At 41.3% G+C, this 16,532-nt stretch carries 18 protein-coding genes; 10 read left to right on the plus strand and 8 right to left on the minus strand.

The window, feature by feature from the left end; translation table 11 throughout:
• Positions 1–17: 17 nt before the first annotated feature.
• Complete coding sequence (gene nusA, locus B9Y81_RS00800) at positions 18–1,283, minus strand: transcription termination factor NusA (protein WP_085535103.1); 1,266 nt, start codon at positions 1,281–1,283, stop codon at positions 18–20.
• A 7-nt stretch (positions 1,284–1,290) separates the two neighbouring features.
• Positions 1,291–1,758, minus strand: coding sequence for a ribosome assembly cofactor RimP (gene rimP, locus B9Y81_RS00805; protein ID WP_085535104.1), 468 nt, complete (start codon positions 1,756–1,758; stop codon positions 1,291–1,293).
• Between the two features lie 541 nt (positions 1,759–2,299).
• Here rimP and B9Y81_RS00810 point away from each other — a divergent pair.
• The 4 genes from B9Y81_RS00810 to B9Y81_RS00825 are packed head-to-tail and all read left to right on the plus strand — an operon-like array spanning position 2,300 to position 6,898.
• Positions 2,300–4,087, plus strand: coding sequence for an aminopeptidase P family protein (locus B9Y81_RS00810; protein ID WP_085535105.1), 1,788 nt, complete (start codon positions 2,300–2,302; stop codon positions 4,085–4,087).
• A 3-nt stretch (positions 4,088–4,090) separates the two neighbouring features.
• Complete coding sequence (locus B9Y81_RS00815) at positions 4,091–4,618, plus strand: gamma carbonic anhydrase family protein (RefSeq protein WP_085535106.1); 528 nt, start codon at positions 4,091–4,093, stop codon at positions 4,616–4,618.
• Positions 4,615–5,766, plus strand: a complete 1,152-nt coding sequence (locus B9Y81_RS00820) for a serine hydrolase domain-containing protein (RefSeq protein ID WP_085535107.1) — start codon at positions 4,615–4,617, stop codon at positions 5,764–5,766. Before B9Y81_RS00815 ends, B9Y81_RS00820 begins: the two co-directional genes overlap by 4 nt.
• 22 nt (positions 5,767–5,788) lie before the next feature.
• The gene (locus B9Y81_RS00825) at positions 5,789–6,898 is read left to right on the plus strand and encodes a carbohydrate-binding family 9-like protein (RefSeq protein WP_085535108.1); all 1,110 of its coding nucleotides are present in this window, start codon (positions 5,789–5,791) and stop codon (positions 6,896–6,898) included.
• An 8-nt stretch (positions 6,899–6,906) separates the two neighbouring features.
• On the opposite strand, the gene B9Y81_RS00830 is transcribed toward B9Y81_RS00825, so the two are convergent.
• Positions 6,907–7,290 (minus strand): VOC family protein, encoded by a 384-nt coding sequence (locus B9Y81_RS00830; RefSeq protein WP_085535109.1) that lies wholly within the window; start codon positions 7,288–7,290, stop codon positions 6,907–6,909.
• A gap of 11 nt (positions 7,291–7,301) precedes the next feature.
• The gene (zupT, locus tag B9Y81_RS00835) at positions 7,302–8,099 is read right to left on the minus strand and encodes a zinc transporter ZupT (RefSeq protein WP_085535110.1); all 798 of its coding nucleotides are present in this window, start codon (positions 8,097–8,099) and stop codon (positions 7,302–7,304) included.
• Positions 8,100–8,161: 62 nt separating this feature from the next.
• Between zupT and B9Y81_RS00840 the strand changes: the two genes are divergently transcribed.
• From B9Y81_RS00840 to B9Y81_RS00850, 3 genes are read left to right on the plus strand one after another with little or no spacing between them, the layout of a single operon-like run.
• Positions 8,162–8,713, plus strand: coding sequence for an RNA polymerase sigma factor (locus B9Y81_RS00840; protein ID WP_085535111.1), 552 nt, complete (start codon positions 8,162–8,164; stop codon positions 8,711–8,713).
• Positions 8,714–8,756: 43 nt separating this feature from the next.
• Entirely contained in the window at positions 8,757–9,155 is a 399-nt protein-coding gene (locus B9Y81_RS00845; protein WP_085535112.1) for a hypothetical protein, read from the plus strand.
• A 49-nt stretch (positions 9,156–9,204) separates the two neighbouring features.
• Positions 9,205–9,657: a hypothetical protein gene (locus tag B9Y81_RS00850; RefSeq protein WP_085535487.1), complete on the plus strand. Its 453-nt coding sequence runs from the start codon at positions 9,205–9,207 to the stop codon at positions 9,655–9,657.
• A gap of 114 nt (positions 9,658–9,771) precedes the next feature.
• Here the strand turns inward: B9Y81_RS00850 and mazG are convergent, their stop codons facing one another.
• The 4 genes from mazG to B9Y81_RS00870 all read right to left on the minus strand — a co-directional run bounded on the left by mazG (position 9,772) and on the right by B9Y81_RS00870 (position 13,841).
• Entirely contained in the window at positions 9,772–10,557 is a 786-nt protein-coding gene (gene mazG, locus B9Y81_RS00855; RefSeq protein WP_085535113.1) for a nucleoside triphosphate pyrophosphohydrolase, read from the minus strand.
• A complete protein-coding gene (locus tag B9Y81_RS00860; RefSeq protein ID WP_085535114.1) occupies positions 10,554–12,611 on the minus strand; it encodes a protein-disulfide reductase DsbD family protein in 2,058 nt (685 codons plus the stop codon). Before B9Y81_RS00860 ends, mazG begins: the two co-directional genes overlap by 4 nt.
• 14 nt (positions 12,612–12,625) lie before the next feature.
• A complete protein-coding gene (locus B9Y81_RS00865; protein WP_085535488.1) occupies positions 12,626–13,543 on the minus strand; it encodes an RluA family pseudouridine synthase in 918 nt (305 codons plus the stop codon).
• A gap of 97 nt (positions 13,544–13,640) precedes the next feature.
• Entirely contained in the window at positions 13,641–13,841 is a 201-nt protein-coding gene (locus tag B9Y81_RS00870; RefSeq protein WP_139822870.1) for a hypothetical protein, read from the minus strand.
• A gap of 435 nt (positions 13,842–14,276) precedes the next feature.
• Between B9Y81_RS00870 and B9Y81_RS00875 the strand changes: the two genes are divergently transcribed.
• From B9Y81_RS00875 to B9Y81_RS00885, 3 genes are all read left to right on the plus strand, one after another.
• Entirely contained in the window at positions 14,277–14,999 is a 723-nt protein-coding gene (locus B9Y81_RS00875) for an MBL fold metallo-hydrolase (protein WP_085535116.1), read from the plus strand.
• Between the two features lie 10 nt (positions 15,000–15,009).
• Positions 15,010–15,390 (plus strand): VOC family protein, encoded by a 381-nt coding sequence (locus B9Y81_RS00880; protein WP_085535117.1) that lies wholly within the window; start codon positions 15,010–15,012, stop codon positions 15,388–15,390.
• Between the two features lie 112 nt (positions 15,391–15,502).
• A complete protein-coding gene (locus B9Y81_RS00885) occupies positions 15,503–16,465 on the plus strand; it encodes an ROK family protein (RefSeq protein ID WP_085535118.1) in 963 nt (320 codons plus the stop codon).
• The last annotated feature ends 67 nt before the right edge of the window (positions 16,466–16,532 follow it).

Raw genomic sequence — 16,532 nt, forward strand, 5'->3', positions numbered from 1 at the left:
TATTTATCGTAATACTTTTATACGTTTTTCTCGTCTTCAAATTCAGCAGCTAAAACAGCCAACACCTCATCAATAGTAGATTCTTCCAAATCAGTACGCTCGATTAATTCGGCGCGGTTCATTGCCAACACGTTTTTAGCGGTATAGCATCCACTGTTTTTCAGAATCTCAAGCACCCATGCATCAATTTCATCAGAGAATTCATCCAAATAGATGTCTTCTTCATCCGCACTATCAATATCACGGAACACATCAATCGTATATTCAGTCAACATACTTGCCAGTTTGATATTCAAACCTCCTTTTCCGATGGCTAAGGAAACTTCCTCGGGGCGAAGAAATACTTCAGCCTTACGTTCTTCTTCGTTTAAGCGAATAGAGGAAATTTTAGCCGGACTGAGTGAGCGTTGTATAAACAGTGAAATATTTGATGTATAATTGATCACATCAATATTTTCATTTCTCAATTCACGAACAATTCCATGAATACGTGAACCCTTCATACCCACACAAGCTCCTACCGGATCGATACGGTCGTCATACGATTCAACGGCAACTTTTGCTCTTTCTCCCGGAATACGCGCGATTGCCTTGATGGTTATTAAGCCATCGTTAATCTCGGGTACTTCCAGTTCGAACAAGCGCTGTAAAAAGACTTTATCGGTACGAGACAATATGATCTTCGGATTGTTGTTCATATTATCTACACGTTGAACAATCGCACGAACTGTTTCTCCCTTACGATAGAAGTCAGTCGGTATTTGCTCTGATTTAGGAAGAAGCAACTCATTCCCTTCATCATCAAGCAACAGAATTTCTTTTTTCCACACCTGATATACATCAGCGGCAATTATTGTTCCGATTTTGTCTTTATATTTTGCAAACAGACTATCTTTCTGTAATTCAAGTATTTTTGAGGCTAATGTTTGACGCAGGTTCAATATTGCTCTACGTCCGAATTTGGCAAAATACACTTCATCCGTAACTTCCTCACCTACTTCACAATCCGGGTCTATTTCACGGGCCTGTGTCAATGTTAGTTGCAAATTCGAATCCTCCAGCTGGTCGTCGGCAACCACCACACGGTTTCTCCAAATTTCAAAGTCTCCTTTTTCCGGGTTGATGATTACGTCATAATTCTCATCCGTCCCGAACATTTTGGCTATCACATTACGGAACGACTCTTCCAGCACACTGATCATTGTATCCTTGTCAATGTTCTTCAATTCTTTGAATTCCGCAAGTGTATCAATCATGCTGACTGTTTCCTCTTTCTTCGCCATAATTTTTCTACTTGAATCTTAATAAATATTTCGTATATTTTATTTCTTCAAAAGCGTAAGCCTGCTCTTCTTCGACCAGCACTTTTCTTTTAGCTCCTTCCGGTTTAACCATTTTTTCCACGACGATTACGATTCCGTTTTCATCCGCGAATTTCAGCACACCGGTCACCTTCAGCCCTTTTAGCAACAGCAACTCCACCTCTTTACCAATATATTTATTGTATTGGCGAAGCACTTTTAGCGGCGAAGTGATTCCGGCCGAACCGACTTCCAGCTCGAAGTCTTCCTTATCCCTGTCTAAAGCATCTTCAATGTAGCGGCTCAACTCCACACAGTCGTCAATACCCACAGATTCATCATTATCTATCTCAACCACAATCAGATTGCCGGGTTTAACCTGTACATCTACTAAAAAATTAGTCGATGAAGCAAGCTTCTCCTCCACAAGCCGTACCAGTTCGTTTTTATCAATCATACTATTTGACAATTAGGAGAATAAAAGAAGGGGACTATCCGTCCCCCTCCTCATCCTCTTCTCTCATTCGGTCGCAAATATACAAATATTCAAGCACACTGCAAAAGAATCTATATTTTATTCATTATTTCGCAGTGCTTTTCGCGACACTACATAAACAACAATTATAACCAGTTGCGGATTGTCGCCGATATGGCTTATTTTTCAAGATAATTAACATTTCAAAAACATAGCAAATCAATGCCTCTCCAAACGCATCCTTTATCTTTTAAAAGATATCCTTTATAATTCAAAAAATATCCTTTATGTTTTCAAAAATAACCTTTATGTTTTTGAGCACTACCAACAAGCTAATTATCAATTAGTTATAAAACCCCTTTTTCTGTGGATATAGCTACGTGAAATTTAACATATTTAAACACACCGAGCCGGGCTATTGTTTTTCCGTTTTTTTCATTTTTAGCGACTTACAACTGCAACGGTTTTCAGTATTTTAATAACTTTGCCTTAAGTACAAATAATGATTTAAAACCAGAGTTTGATGAAAGTAACAATTGTTGAGCGTATTGCCGCGTTAAGAAAATTGATGCACGAACGCCGGATCGATGCGTATATTATTCCGGGTTCGGATCCGCACATGAGTGAATATCCTGCCGACAGATGGAAAACACGTCAGTGGATATCCGGTTTTACCGGTTCGGCAGGTACGGTCGTTATTACGACCAACAAAGCCGGCTTGTGGACTGATTCACGTTATTTCCTGCAAGCGATTGACCAACTAAACGGAAGTGGAATCGATCTTTACAGACTTGCTTTACCCGAAACGCCTTCCATCCCCGAATTCTTACTATCAGAATTACTCGAGGGGCAGACAGTTGGTTTTGATGGGGCTTGTTACAGCATTGCCGATTGGCGGAACCTGGAACTGAAATTAAATTGTAAAGGTATTAAAGTGGATTCGTCCATGGATCTGCCGGGCGAGATATGGATAGACCGTCCGGAAGTACCCGGTGATGCGTTATTTGAAATGCCGATTGAGTACAGCGGTAAAAGTACTGCCGATAAAATTGAAGAGATAATCGCGATGTTGCGTAAATCGGAAGCGGATTGTACGGTTCTTTCGGCACTCGACGAGGTGGCGTGGACTTTTAATATTCGCGGAACTGATGTTACCTACAATCCGGTGGTGATAAGCTATGCTTTCGTTTCCGAAAAAGAAAGCGTTCTTTTTATTCATCCGAAGAAACTGACCGATGAAGCCGCCGGAAGATTGAAAGAAGAAGGGGTTATACTGGCCGATTATTCTATGATAGAGGTTTATCTGTCTCGCCTTCCGGAAAACAGCCGCGTGTTCCTTGATCCGGCTAAAACAAATGTGGCTTTATACAATGCGCTACCAAAGGGTGCGACAATAATTGAAGGTATCGCTCCGGCCAATCACCTGAAAAGCATCAAGAACGATACCGAGATAAAGGGCTTTCGCCATGCTGTTTTAAAAGACGGTATCGCGCTTAGCCGTTTCTACTTTTGGTTGGAAAAGCAACTGGCTGCCGGCGAAAAAGTAACCGAACTCAGCGCAGCGGCAAAACTAACGTCTTTACGCGCGGAGCAACCGCAATATATAATGGATAGTTTCGCGGCCATATCCAGCTATGGTGAACACGGGGCAGTTGTGCATTACTCGCCTACTCCGGAAACCGACATTCAACTTCAACCGGAAGGGCTCTACCTGCTGGATTCGGGCGGTCAGTACCTGGATGGCACAACAGATGTTACGCGTACTATCGCTTTGGGCGAACCTACCGAACAGATGAGGAAAGATTTTACGCGCGCGCTAAAAGGCACAATCAGCATGGCCAAATGTAAATTTCCGGAGGGTATTCGGGGTTGTTTGATCGATGCATTCGCCAGAAAAGCACTTTGGGATGCAGGGATCAACTATATGCACGGAACTTGCCACGGAATTGGGCATTGCCTCAACGTGCACGAAGGTCCGCAAAGCATTCGCATGGAAGAAAATCCGGTGATTTTGCGCGAGGGCATGGTGATGAGCGATGAGCCGGCAATGTATAGAACGGGCGAATACGGAATCCGGACCGAGAACATTATGTTGATCCGGGAAGACAGCGTTACTGAATACGGACGCTTTTTAACGTTCGATACGCTTACGCTTTGCTACATCGACACCCGTTTAGTTATCCCATCTATGTTATCTGCGCGGGAACATGCCTGGCTAAACAAATATCACGAAATGGTATACGAACTGCTAAGTCCGCATCTTAACGCTGAAGAAGCGGCTTGGTTAAAAGATAAAACAACAGAAATTTAAACTATGGCAATTATAAAATCGGTAAGGGGATTTACGCCTATAATTGGCGACGACACTTACCTGGCCGACAATGCGGCAATTATTGGTGATGTAGAGATCGGCACAGGGTGCAGTATTTGGTTCGGCACAGTGCTTAGAGGGGATGTAAATTCTATCCGCATTGGCAACGGGGTAAACATACAAGACGGAACGGTTCTGCATACGCTCTACCAGAAATCCACAATCGAAATTGGAAATGATGTATCTGTAGGTCACAACGTTACAATCCACGGAGCTAAAATTTGCGACGGTGCTTTAATCGGAATGGGTTCTGTTGTGCTGGATCATGTTGTGGTGGGCGAAGGTGCAATTATCGCGGCCGGATCGGTGGTTCTAAGCAATACGATTGTAGAGCCCGGTAGCATTTACGCCGGTGTTCCTGCTAAGTTTGTAAAGAAGGTAGACCCGGCACAGTCTCAGGAAATAAATCAACGCATCGCTAAGAATTACCACATGTATGCTTCTTGGTATAAGGAGGATACTTCCGAATGAAAAAGTGGGGAGTAGCGATTCTGCTGGTACTGGGTTGTTTGGCGGCTTTCATCACGCTGCCTTCTAATTATTACCTGAGAAGAGCGTTAGTACACCTGACGCCGAAGATCGATCAATATCCGATTTTTGAGAACAGAACGGTCAAGGCAGGAAACCCTTCTCCGTGGGAATTATCACCACAATATAATCAGCGTGCTATTCCTGAACAATTGCAAGCGGATTTCACAAAATACGGGACGGTTGCCTTTGTGGTTATCAAAGACAACCGCCTGTTATTCGAGTCTTATTGGGATACGTACTCTTCCTCTTCTTTGAGTAATTCCTTTTCAATGGCAAAGAGCATCGTTGCCTTAGCTATCGGTTGTGCGATTGACGACGGACTGATCCGCAATGTGCATCAGCCCGTTAGTGATTTCGTGCCGGGCTTTCAAGGGTTTGATGGTGAAGTTTTAACGATTAAACATTTGCTGACCATGAGTGCCGGTGTGGATTTTGAAGAGGCCTACACTTCCCCCTTCTCTCCTACCACCAAGTTGTATTATGGAAACAACCTGGAGCATATTGTTTACGGAATGAAAGAAATTGAAAAGCCGGGAGTAAACTTCGTATACCAAAGTGGCGTTACACAACTATTGGCGTTCGTACTGGAGAAAGCTACGGGAGAAAGATTATCCGATTATGTATCTCGCAAACTATGGACTCCGATGCAAGCGGAAGAAAATGCGTTGTGGAGCTTAGATAAGGCGAACGGAATGGAAAAAGCGTATTGCTGCTTCAACAGTAACGCCCGAGATTTTGCCCGGTTTGGACAGTTATTGCTAAACAAAGGTTACTGGAACGGAAAACAGCTGATTTCATCCGCATACCTTGAGGAGGCAACAACTCCTGATGCCTCTTTGGTATTCGCAGAATACAACGAGCCAAACCAATGTTACGGCTATCAGTTCTGGCACTTAAAATACCATGACCTGGAGGTTTCGTATATGCGTGGTATACTTGGGCAATATGTTTTTGTGATTCCGGAACATAACGCTGTAATTGTTCGTTTAGGAGAAAAACGTAGCGAAACAAGAACATCTCAGCATTACCCCGACGATATCGACATCTGGCTGAAGGCCGGATTGTCCATCCTTGATATGTCAAATTAAACAAACACTAACTAACTAAATAATGATACGCATTTTAAGCTTTTCTGTTTTCACTATCCTTTTATTACTATTCATTCCGTCCTGTAAACAGGCTGATAAAGAAGTGCACTCCATCAACTTTGCCGATCCCATACAATTCAATCCTCCCGGGTATGTGTGTTACCAGCTTAACCACCCCATCGAGATAGACGGCAAAATAAATCCCTCTGAATGGGACAATATTCCCTGGACAGATGATTTTACGGATATCGAAGGAGACAAAAAACCGGCGCCTCATTTGCAAACCCGTGTAAAAATGGCTTACGACAGTACCGGTATGTATTTCGCTGCCTTAATGGAGGAGCCTCATGTTTGGGCATCTATAACCAAACACGATGCTGTTATCTTTCATGACAATGATTTCGAAATATTCCTGAATCCCTCCGGAGACACACATAATTATTTGGAATACGAAGTAAACGCACTCGGAACTGTCTGGGATTTATTCCTGTCAAAGCCTTATCGTGACGGCACTGTTGTGCTTAACAACTGGGAATTTGCCGGAATGAAATCAGCGGTTTATGTAGATGGCACAATCAATAACCCCAACGACACAGATCGTTCCTGGAGCTTAGAAGTATTTATTCCCTGGGAATCACTTTATCAACCTGTGCGTCATTCAAAAATGCCTCAGCCGGGAGAACAAATCCGGGTAAACTTTTCCCGTGTGCAATGGACAACTACAGTTGAAAACGGCCAATACAAAAAGACACCCATTGCCGGTGAAGATAAGATCAGAGAATACAATTGGGTTTGGGCTCCAACAGGAGTTATAGATATTCATCGTCCCGAATTCTGGGGATTTGTACAATTTTCAGGCATAACATGCGGAGCGGGTGAGGAAGCATTCGTTTTACAACCGGAAGAAGAAATAAAATGGACCTTACGCAATCTGTATTATCGCCAGTCGCATTATTTCAAAACTTTCGGACATTACGCTAAAAATCCTGACGATTTACAAGCAAAAGATTTCTGCAATGCTGAGGAGTTGAAAACAATACAGCTATACACCTTGCCGTCCGGCTATGAAATCACCCTACCCTTTCAGAATCAGTTATGGCATATTCGCCAAGATGGATTGGTTTGGAAATAAACCGGTAGTTATTCTGTAATTTCTATGCGATTGTTTTCGGGATCAAGTACAACACTTTCAAAATAACCATCTCCCGTAGTTCTTGTTTCGGAAGCAATCGTATAACCGTCTGCTCTTAGCCGTTCGGTCAATGCAGTTACATTTTCTTTATTACCGGTTGAAAAAGCCAAGTGAGTTATACCTAAATAGTCTCCACGCTCCGAAGAATTTTTCACATCGTCTCTTTGCATAAGCTCTAAGCGGCAACCATCTGCAAAAGCAATAAAATAAGAAGAGAACTTTTTCAACGGATTTTCATAGCGTTCGTTCGGTACGCCATCGAAGTAGGTAACATAAAAATCTTTCATCAACTCAAGGTTGGAAGTCCAAATTGCAATGTGCTCGATCTTCATCTTGTTATTGATTAAATAAATAAGAATAAACTCAATGCCATAGTTACCATTCCTCCGATCAATCCAAGAATAGACAAGTGATGCTCACCATACTTCTGGGCACTGGGCAAAAGTTCGTCCATCGAGATAAAGACCATGATACCTGATACGGCGGCTAAAATAAAACCATTCAATGCAGGCGTCCAGAATGGCATTAATATAAGGAATCCAAACAAAGCGCCAACCGGTTCGGCCATACCAGACAAGAAAGACAGCCAAAAAGCTTTCTTCTTATTACCTGTTGCATGGTAAATAGGCACAGAAACAGCAATACCTTCAGGAATATTGTGAATCGCAATAGCAAAAGTAATCGGTAAAGCAATCTCAAGACTGTTTAACGCAGAAGTAAAAGTCGCTATCCCTTCCGGAAAGTTATGAATACCAATAGACACAGCAACCATCATACCGGTCTTAGTTAATCCGGTCTGTTTCTTATCCAGTTCTTCAACTCGATGCAGCTCATGCGGATTCTTATCTTCCGGTATGATAAAGTCGATTAAGCTAATCAGGGCCATTCCGCCAAAGAAAGCGAACAACATATATAATGTACCTAAATGCTCGCCAAAATCCTCTATCAAACTCGACTTCGCCTCGGGCATCATCTCCATAAATGACACGTAAATCATCACACCGGCAGAGAATCCAAGTGCCGTTGACAGGAATTTTGTATTTGTTCGTTTTGTAAAGAAGGCCAGCACACTTCCTATCCCGGTTGAAAGGCCAGCGATAAGTGTTAAACCAAAAGCTAATAAAATTGTCTGAACATCCATGAACTTTAATGTTTGGACAAAATTAGAAAGTTTTTTAATATATTTACTCCAAAATAGAAAGTATGCAGCAAAATACAGATGATGAAATACTGAGACTACTGCAATCTCCTGACCAACGACGTACCGCATTTACGTTGACAGTCAACCGATATAGCGAGAAGCTTTATTGGTATATTCGAAAAATGGTTTTAAACCACGATGATGCAAACGATTTATTACAAAATACTTTTTTAAAAGCCTGGACAAATCTTGATTCATTCAGGGGAGATTCCCGTCTTTCAACTTGGCTGTATAAAATTGCCGTCAATGAATCAATAACCTTTCTCAACAAACAACGCAACTTAAATAACGTATCGATTGACGATACAGATGTTTTTCTCTTGGAACGACTCAAAGGAGATTCATACTTTGATGGCGACAGTGCCCAGATGAAACTACAAGAAGCAATCTTAACATTGCCCGAAAAGCAGCGCATCGTTTTTACAATGAAATATTTTGAGGAAATGAAGTATGAAGAGATGTCAGAAATACTTAACACATCCGTAGGTGCACTAAAAGCATCCTATCATCACGCAACAAAAAAAGTCGAGGACTTTTTAACAAAAGACATTTAAACCATTTGGGATTCAGTTAGTCAAATAATAAAAAACATATAAAATGGGAAAAGATCAACATGAATTAGACAATTTGAAAGGACAGAATCCTTTCCGTGTGCCCGAAGGATACATGGAAAGTCTGACTGACCAAATCATGAGTCAGCTGCCGGAAGATGCTACATGTGAAAAGAAATCGCGCAAGGTTCCCATGATAACTCGTCTTCGCCCGTGGATAGGAATAGCTGCCATATCATTAGGGATAGCTTTTTTTATCAATATTTTCATTGGGCTTGAAGACCAGACCGACGCTTATATGAATGATTCCCTTCGGGTGCAAACACAACGACAAGCTGATATCATGTCGGGCCTGCAAAGCAATCTTGATGAGGAATATCTCGAATACTTAGAAGCCAGATACTCTGATTATATTTTGGAAGAAGAGTTGGCTTATTCCGAATAAAATGTTAGATATATTTAGTAGAATAGAATATTTTTGTAAATTCATTTGTATGTATAAAATATTTATTATTACATTTGCCTCGTTCGCTTTCTTATTTTCCGGAACAGTATCCGCCCATGAGAAACAACAGGGACGTCAATTTGACAGAAAAGTATTTATTGAAAAAAGAAATGCTTATCTGGTAGCAGAAATTGGTCTTACTTCAGAAGAAGCCGCAAAATTCATTCCTCTTTATAATGAGTTCCAAGGCAAAAGATTTGAGGTTGGACAAAAATGCAGAGAGCTTTCCCGGGAAGTCAGAAAGAACAAAAGCGCAACTTCGGCCGATTACACGAAAGCGGTGGATGAATGTGTGGAAGTGAAGCTGAAAGAAGCAGAATTAGATAAAGAGTATTATGGTAAATTCAAAAAGATACTCTCGCCTGAAAAGCTTTATAAATTAAACACGGCTGAATATAGATTCGCTCGTGAGTTTATGAAAGGTTCGGGTAATAAAAGATAATACATAAATAGATAGTATTTACAATATCATTATTTGTGTTTTTTGTTTAGATTTAGTTTTGGCGTTTAAGTTAAGGGAGGGGTGACGACGTGATGTCGGCTCCCCTTTTGTTTTTTATAGGCCTTTGGATTTCGCTTCATTCCATACTTCATCCATCTCGTTTAAAGACATGGATTTTAAAGAGCGACCTTCTTTCAATGTATGCTCCTCCAGGTAATTAAAGCGACGTATAAACTTTTGGTTTGTCCGCTCAAGCGCATTGTCCGGATTGATTTTATATAAACGGGCAGCGTTGATCAAACTGAAGAAAAGATCTCCGAATTCAGCTTCCATGAAATCGTTATCCATTTTATTGATTTCGGCTTTTAGCTCCGAGAATTCTTCGTGCACTTTATCCCATACCTGTTCGCGTTCCTCCCAATCAAACCCTACATTGCGGGCTTTATCCTGAATCCGATGTGCTTTTACTAATGAGGGAAGTGAAGCTGGTACTCCTTCAAGCACTGTTTTGTTTCCTCCTCTTTCTTTCAGTTTTAATTCCTCCCAGCTTTGTTCTACTTTTTTGCTGGTTTCGGCTACGGCTTCACCAAACACATGCGGATGACGGTAGATTAATTTTTGACACAGACTGTCGCAAACGTCCTTAATGTCGAATGCTTCTTTTTCAGCGCCAATCTTAGCATAAAACACCACATGAAGCAACAAGTCGCCAAGCTCTTTCTTTATCCCTACATCATCATTGCGCATGATGGCATCACACAATTCATACGTTTCTTCTATCGTATTTGTTCTTAAACTCTCATTGGTCTGCTTCTTGTCCCAAGGGCATTTTTCCCTCAGCTCATCCATAATATCCAACAGCTGCCCGAAGGCAGCCATCTGTTCTTCTCTGCTACTCATTTGTTTTTAAAATTTATCAAACCTTCCTGCAGGAATTTAATGTATTTGTCCACATCTTCATCATAGGCATACGAAGAGGTCAGCGGTTTTCCATCCGCATCCAATAAAACATAGAAAGGTTGGGCATTAGCTCCGAATTTACTTCTTTGCAGATAACTCCATTTATCACCGATTGTTTTCAATTTACGGGTTTTACCATGCTCTTCGATCTCGATTACTTCCGGTAGTTTTGTTTTATCATCGACCATGAGTGTGATCAACACGTAATCATTCTCGATAATTCCCTTCACCTTCGGATCCGTCCATACAGATGCTTCCATTTTCCGGCAATTCACACAGCCATACCCTGAAAAATCAATCATAACAGGCTTGTTTAACCGTTTGGCATAGGCCATTCCCGCTTCATAATCATCGAAGTTGGCATGAACCTCATCATCATATAAATTAAAATCTTGCGTATATAACGGTGGAGCAAAGGCGCTGATCGCTTTTAGCGGAGCACCCCACAAACCGGGAACCATATAAACGGCAAATGACAACGAAACAATCGCCATAAACAAGCGAGGTACAGATACATGCTTTAATTCGCTATCATGACTAAACCGGATTTTACCCAACAGGTAGAAGCCCAACATCGCAAATATAACGATCCATAACACCAGGAAGACTTCACGGTCAAGAATACGCCAGCCATAAGCCAAGTCTGCCACTGAAAGGAACTTCAGCGCAAGGGCCAGTTCAAGGAATCCAAGAACTACTTTTACTGAATTCAACCAGCCACCGGACTTTGGCATATTTTGCAACATATTCGGGAAAATCGCGAAGAAAGAGAACGGGATAGACAACGCTAAAGCGAATCCGAACATACCGATTGCCGGACCAACAGCACTACCCATCGACGCGGCCTGTACAAGCAAAGTACCGATGATAGGTCCTGTACACGAGAACGACACCAGCACAAGTGTAAACGACATGAAGAATATACTCAGAATACCCGTTGTAGAATCGGCTTTGCTGTCCAATTTGTTCGTCCACGAAGCCGGAAGTACCATTTCGAACGCGCCGAAAAACGAAATCGCGAAAACAACCAATAACAGACAGAATAAAATATTAAAAATCGCATTTGTAGAAAGGTCATTCAGTGCGCTGGCGCCAAATATACCGGTAATCAACAAGCCCATGACTAAGTAGATCACGATAATAGACAAGCCATACGTCACAGCATCACGAATCGCCTTTTTGCGGTTTTTGGTGCGTTTTAAGAAGAAACTTACCGTCATCGGTATCATCGGCCAAACACAAGGCGTTAGTAAAGCGATCAACCCACCCAGAAATCCGGCAAAAAAGATAAATAACCAGGAAGTATCAGGGGCGGACACAACTTTATCACCATACGACTTCAATTCATCAATCACAGGAGTCCACAACACATCCGCCGAGACTACCTTTTGAGACGGATCTTCTATTTTGGTCATAGGGATAGTTTGAATCACGGTAGGTTCACCTGCGGTTGAGGTTACCTCCACTTGATTATCCGCACTATCCGTCACCGCTTCATCGGCAGAATTATCAGCCGTTAACTGATCATTTGTTATCGAAACATGGCGTTTATCAAAGCTAAATTCCACACGGTCCGGAGGAAGACAGGTCTCATCATTACAAACCATAAATTCCACCTCACCATTGAGTTTAAACTTAACCGGATCCGTAATTTTTATCTTTTGTCTGAAACTAACCTTATCCGCATACCAACGGAGGTTCATCGAGAACAACTCGTCGTACACCGTAGTTGGCGCAACAGAAGCGACGGGCGTACCCACCAGTTCCACTCCGGTTAACTTTTCAAAGGTAAATGAAGTCGATACCGGTCCGCCTTCAGGCAGGTTCATATCATACAAATGCCAACCCTTATCAAGCACAACTGTAAAGACAACCTCTTTTTCCGGACTTCCGGATTGCTCTAAACGAATATCCCATTTTGCAGGAGTAAAAATCTGCGCTTGTACACTAAGGGTAAAAACCAGAAGCAAAAGGATTGAATGTATCTTTTTCATACGATTTTTTACTTTTATTTTTTCACGAGAGAAATGAAAGATGAAGGTATAGGTGACTCAAAACACATCTCTTCATTAGTGACAGGATGAATAAAAAACAATTTATGCGCATGCAATGCAATTCGAGCAACGGGATTGGTTTGCGCGCCAAATTTTTCATCACCCGCTATCGGTGTGCCAAGTGCCCCCAATCGTTCGCGGATCAAATTTTTATGACCGGACTCCATCGTAAGTTCTAACAAAGAATAGATATCATTTGTTTTCAGGAGTTTATAACGCATGATCGTCTCCGTGCCACTATCGGCAGACGTAATATAAACAGTAGACTTTTCTCCGTTTGAATCGAAAGACATCAACAGATCAGTATCTTTTTCCGGACGCCCTTCCACAGCAGCAGCAAAACTCCGGTTGGTCATCATCGTGTTCCAATTCGTATGCAACTGTGCCTGCACACCTTTGTTTTTAGCAAAGATCATCAGTCCCGAAGCCTCCCGCTCCAATCGGTGTAAAATAAAAATTTTGTTCCGCAAATCTGTTTTCTTCACATAATCGCTTAACAATTGGTAAGCCGTTCTCTCCTTTACTTTTTGATTAGCAACCGAGAGCAATCCATTTTTTTTATTCACCACAATAAGCGAATCGTCCTCCCAAACTAACTTAAGCATAGGATGATTAAAAACCACTTTCCCCCTACCGTAAGTTATAGTTACAAGATCATTTGGATGAAGAGGCGCATCAAATTGCGTGGTAACTTCACCATTAACCAATACCTGCCCTTTACTTAAGAGGGATTTAATAGCAGTTTTACTATGTTCTTTCGCCAATGAATTGTAAAGAAGAGGGAGTAAAGTAGCTTCCTCATTAACTGAAATTCGGCGTTCCCCGGCTTGACGAGGTTTATAATTATTTTTTTTATCTGAGCGTCGTCCCATGTATAAAATATATATTTCATACAAAGATAAAGTCATTTAAGACACACAGCAAACCCTGTTTCATTTTTTATCTAAACAAGGCATATTATAACAATCTTTATACAACGGGAAAACGCCCGGCAGTTTTTTTCAATTTCGCAACATGACACGAAAACAGTTGATTTAAAATCATTTTAACACCGGCGAAAAAACAAGCTATCTCAGCCATTTTCCCCCGGGAAACGGAACGGGCGTCCAATTGAACTATAAGTCCGGCAGAAGCGCTTTTATCGGCCTTATCAAAGCATGTCTTTCTCAAAAAAAACAACATTACTATGTCTTTCGAAAGATAAAGGATATTTTTCGGAGAATAAAGGATATTAAAAAAAATATATACTAATGCTTTTCTCAAGTTATCAGGGGAAACAAAAAAACGACCCAACCGATTTTGATGGAAACAAAGGATATCAAGAGTCTTATTTAACTTTTATTTCATCTCCGGACTGAATCATTAACACATGAATACAATTCCGGATATTCAACTTGACACAAAAAAAGACGGAAAAACAACATTTTAACACAATGAACACACTTGTTTTCCGAAAAAACATGACCAGACTGTAAACCTACACCACCGGTTTGTTTGTTAGTAAATATAGTAGTCTGGTAAATTGAATTAAACCAACAGGCTTTCCCGGTTAAACTTCCGGGAAAATCGTATATTTGTTTGACAAAAAAAGAAAGGATAAAATTTATGTTACTTACCTATATATATCACAGTTGTTATTTGCTGGAAACAGAGAAATGCAATCTGATTTTCGACTACTTCAAAGATAGTGGCGACAAACCCGGCGTTGGAATTATTCACACGAGAATTCTGGCAGATAAAAAACCTTTATACGTTTTGTCATCGCATTTTCATCCGGATCATTTCAACCGGGATATTCTTCTATGGAGATCCCAGCAGAAAAACACAACCTATATTTTCTCAAAAGACATTCTTGAGAATCATAAAGCCGGAGCTAATGACGCCATTTATCTGGAAAAAGGAGAAATCTTTACGGACGACTTACTTTCTGTAAAGGCGTTCGGGTCTACTGATGTGGGTGTTTCTTTCTTCGTAGAAATAGAAGGCAAGAAAATATTTCATGCCGGCGACCTGAATAACTGGCATTGGAAAGATGAGTCTACAAAAGAGGAAGTAGACGAAGCCGAGGCCTTTTACGAACGCGAACTAACCGATGTTGCCAATGGCATAGACAATATTGACTTCGCAATGTTTCCTATCGATCCGCGTTTAGGGACGGACTTTATGCGTGGAGCTATACAATTTGTCTCGCGCATTCCCGTAAAACAAATTGCCCCGATGCATTTTGGAGAAGCTTACGACAAGATAGCACCGTTTAGCAACTATGCAAAAGCAGCAAACTGTGAATATATACAAATACGACAAAAAGGACAGAGTATAACTATTTAAACATATAACAATGAAAATAAAAGGACATTTCGATCATTTTAACATAAACGTTACAGATCTGGCAAAGAGTATCGAATTTTATGACAAAGCGCTCGGTCTGAAAGAGGCACGTAGAAAAGAAGCCAAAGACGGATCATTCACCTTAGTTTACCTCACCGATGAAACAACAGGTTTCCTGCTGGAGCTAACTTGGCTAAGAGACCACAAAGAAGCATACGAACTGGGAGAGAACGAAAGTCACCTTTGTTACCGCGTTGAGGGTGATTACGATGAAATTCGCAAATATCATAAGGAAATGGGATGTGTTTGCTTTGAAAATGAGTCCATGGGGCTATATTTTATTAATGATCCGGACGACTATTGGATTGAGATTTTACCGGTAATAAGATAGCTGAAAGTATTCTTTTCTACTTTTTTATCATTCTACATATTGTCACTTATACATAAACGCTTATATTTGTTGGTCTGAAAAAAATCTCATTATTAATCTAAAATATAAAATCATGGATAAACCTTATGTAGTTGGTATTGATATAGGTGGTACCAATTCGGTGTATGGTGTTGTTGACGCAAGAGGAACTATTATTTACAGTGGTTCAATTAAAACCGGCAGTCATGCGGATGTAAACGACTATGTAGCAGAATTAGCGAAAGGTCTTAAGCTCGTAATTGATCAAGCCGGAGGTAATGACAAAATCAAAGGAATTGGCGTTGGTGCCCCTAACGGGAACTACTTTAACGGTTGTATCGAATTTGCTCCGAACCTTCCTTGGAAGGGGAAAATCCCATTGGCACAGCTAATCAGTGAAGCAACAGGCGGAATTCCTGTTTCATTAACAAACGATGCTAACGCAGCGGCTATCGGCGAAATGACTTACGGCGTTGCGCGCGGCATGAAAGACTTTATCGTGATCACACTTGGTACAGGAGTTGGCAGCGGAATTGTTATCGGTGGCAACTTAGTATACGGACACGATGGCTTTGCCGGCGAATTAGGTCACGTAATCATGCGTCGTCACAATGGTCGTCTTTGCGGTTGTGGTCGTCACGGATGTTTGGAAGCCTATGCTTCAGCAACCGGTGTGGCACGTACAGCTCGCGAATATCTTGAAATTCGCAAAGAAGACAGTTTGTTACGCGAACTGAATTCTGAAGAAATTACATCGAAAGACGTATTTGACGCAGCCATCAAAGGAGACAAGATCGCTCTTGAAATATTCGAAGCCACCGGTACAATCCTTGGTGAAGCTATCGCAGATTTCGTAGCCTTCTCAAGCCCGGAAGCAATCATCCTGTTCGGCGGACTTACCAAAGCAGGAGACCTGATCATGAACCCGATCAAGGCAGCAATGGACAAAAATATGCTGAAAGTATTCGAAGGAAAAACAAAATTATTATTCTCACAACTAAAAGAAAGCGACGCGGCAGTATTAGGCGCAAGCGCATTAGGTTGGGAAGCAAAATAAAAACCCCTCGAATCTAAAAAACAAATCACCCCGCTCTTAAGGTTTTCCTTAAAAACGGGGTGATCTT

This window comes from Massilibacteroides vaginae (genome assembly GCF_900178525.1).
Lineage (GTDB): Bacteria > Bacteroidota > Bacteroidia > Bacteroidales > Tannerellaceae > Massilibacteroides > Massilibacteroides vaginae.

Bases quoted from the DNA above. Each gene is read 5' to 3' on its own strand.
- nusA (WP_085535103.1), bottom strand. From the start codon at position 1,283: ATGGCGAAGAAAGAGGAAACAGTCAGCATGATTGATACACTTGCGGAA.
- rimP (WP_085535104.1), bottom strand. From the start codon at position 1,758: ATGATTGATAAAAACGAACTGGTACGGCTTGTGGAGGAGAAGCTTGCT.
- B9Y81_RS00810 (WP_085535105.1), top strand. From the start codon at position 2,300: ATGAAAGTAACAATTGTTGAGCGTATTGCCGCGTTAAGAAAATTGATG.
- B9Y81_RS00815 (WP_085535106.1), top strand. From the start codon at position 4,091: ATGGCAATTATAAAATCGGTAAGGGGATTTACGCCTATAATTGGCGAC.
- B9Y81_RS00820 (WP_085535107.1), top strand. From the start codon at position 4,615: ATGAAAAAGTGGGGAGTAGCGATTCTGCTGGTACTGGGTTGTTTGGCG.
- B9Y81_RS00825 (WP_085535108.1), top strand. From the start codon at position 5,789: ATGATACGCATTTTAAGCTTTTCTGTTTTCACTATCCTTTTATTACTA.
- B9Y81_RS00830 (WP_085535109.1), bottom strand. From the start codon at position 7,290: ATGAAGATCGAGCACATTGCAATTTGGACTTCCAACCTTGAGTTGATG.
- zupT (WP_085535110.1), bottom strand. From the start codon at position 8,099: ATGGATGTTCAGACAATTTTATTAGCTTTTGGTTTAACACTTATCGCT.
- B9Y81_RS00840 (WP_085535111.1), top strand. From the start codon at position 8,162: ATGCAGCAAAATACAGATGATGAAATACTGAGACTACTGCAATCTCCT.
- B9Y81_RS00845 (WP_085535112.1), top strand. From the start codon at position 8,757: ATGGGAAAAGATCAACATGAATTAGACAATTTGAAAGGACAGAATCCT.
- B9Y81_RS00850 (WP_085535487.1), top strand. From the start codon at position 9,205: ATGTATAAAATATTTATTATTACATTTGCCTCGTTCGCTTTCTTATTT.
- mazG (WP_085535113.1), bottom strand. From the start codon at position 10,557: ATGAGTAGCAGAGAAGAACAGATGGCTGCCTTCGGGCAGCTGTTGGAT.
- B9Y81_RS00860 (WP_085535114.1), bottom strand. From the start codon at position 12,611: ATGAAAAAGATACATTCAATCCTTTTGCTTCTGGTTTTTACCCTTAGT.
- B9Y81_RS00865 (WP_085535488.1), bottom strand. From the start codon at position 13,543: ATGGGACGACGCTCAGATAAAAAAAATAATTATAAACCTCGTCAAGCC.
- B9Y81_RS00875 (WP_085535116.1), top strand. From the start codon at position 14,277: ATGTTACTTACCTATATATATCACAGTTGTTATTTGCTGGAAACAGAG.
- B9Y81_RS00880 (WP_085535117.1), top strand. From the start codon at position 15,010: ATGAAAATAAAAGGACATTTCGATCATTTTAACATAAACGTTACAGAT.
- B9Y81_RS00885 (WP_085535118.1), top strand. From the start codon at position 15,503: ATGGATAAACCTTATGTAGTTGGTATTGATATAGGTGGTACCAATTCG.